Annotated in this window: 1 pseudogene; it reads left to right on the top strand. The window is 67.7% G+C overall.

What is annotated here, in order from left to right:
- Positions 1 to 254: 254 nt before the first annotated feature.
- Positions 255 to 1,420, top strand: a pseudogene (locus ACWEH3_RS36070) (IS110 family transposase); the annotation flags it as partial.

Below are 1,420 nucleotides of genomic sequence, written 5' to 3'. Positions count from 1 at the left end.
GTTTGCCGCTGCTAATGGGAGTTACCGGGCCAGCCAGTAGGGCAGACTCGGTGCCGGTAGCCCCGGCAGGTGAGCACTAACCTCACCTGAACTTCGAGTTCTGGTGTCAGACCGTGCCCCTGCCGGTGGTCGGGAGCGAAACAACTTATGGGATGTCGTGCCCGCCAGCAACTTTGGTGTGAGCACTGGTCCATTAGGGCGCTGAGTCTCCCGTCGGCTGCTGACAACCGAACGAGGCAGATTCAGGAGCGTACGTGCTGTTCGTCGGAGACGACTGGGCCGAAGATCACCATGACGTGGAGGTGTAAGACGAACACGGTCGGACCCTGAAGGCAGCCCGGCTGCCGGAGGGTGTCGAGGGCATGAGCCGGTTGCATGAGCTGATCGCCCGATTCCTGCCGCAGGACTCCGATCCCGGCCAGGTGCTGGTGTGCATCGAAACCGATCGCGGCCCGTGGGTGCGTGCACTGGTCGCGGCCGGCTACCAGGTCTACGGGGTCAACCCGAAAACCGCTGCGCGCCATAGGGAATTGATGTCGTTGTCGGGAGCGAAGGACGACAAGGCCGACGCCCGCACCCTGGCCGACCTGCTGCGGACTCGCCGCCACCAGCTACGCCCCGTCGCCGCTGACTCCGACGAGGCCGCCGCGGTCAAGGTCGCCGCGCGCGCCCACCAGACCATGATCTGGGAACGCACCCGGCACATGCTGCGGCTGCGCACCACGCTGCGCGAGTACTTCCCGGCCGCGCTCGCCGCCTACAAGCCACTCGGGCTCGCCGGTGTCGACACCCTCGAGCTGCTGGGCAAGGCCGCCGATCCCACGGCAGCGGCCCGGTTGACGATCGGCCAGGTCACCGCCGCACTGAAACGGGCGCGACGCCGCGATGTCCCCGCCAAGGCCGCCGCGATCCAGGCGGCACTGCGCACCGAGCATCTCGGCCAAGCCGACACGGTGGCCGGCGCCTACGCGGCGTCGGTCCGTGCGACGGTCGCGGTCCTAGGCACCCTCAACGAGCAGATCAAGATCCTCCAGGGGCGAGGTCGAGTCGTGTTTTGGCCGGCACCCGGACGCTGAGGTCTACCTCAGCCAGCCCGGCATGGGCGTGATCACCGGCGCCCGGGTGCTTGCCGAGTTCGGCGACGCCGAAAACCGTTACACCGACGCCAAATCCCGCAAGAACTACGCCGGGACCGCCCCGATCACCCGTCAGTCCGGCAAAACCAAGACCGTCCACGCTCGGTTCGTCCACAACGACCGCCTCGTCGACGCCCTGCACGCCCAAGCCCACGCCGCGATGCTGCACGACCCCGGAGCCCGTGCCTACTACCAGGAACTACGCGGCCGGGAGATGAACCACAACGCCGCCCTCCGCCAGCTCGGGAACCGGCTCGTGGGCATCCTGCACGGCTGCCTGAAAA

Source organism: Nocardia sp. NPDC004718 (genome assembly GCF_053601535.1).
The sequence above is the reverse complement of the archived record's forward strand: the minus strand, read 5'-3'. Positions and strand labels throughout refer to the sequence as shown.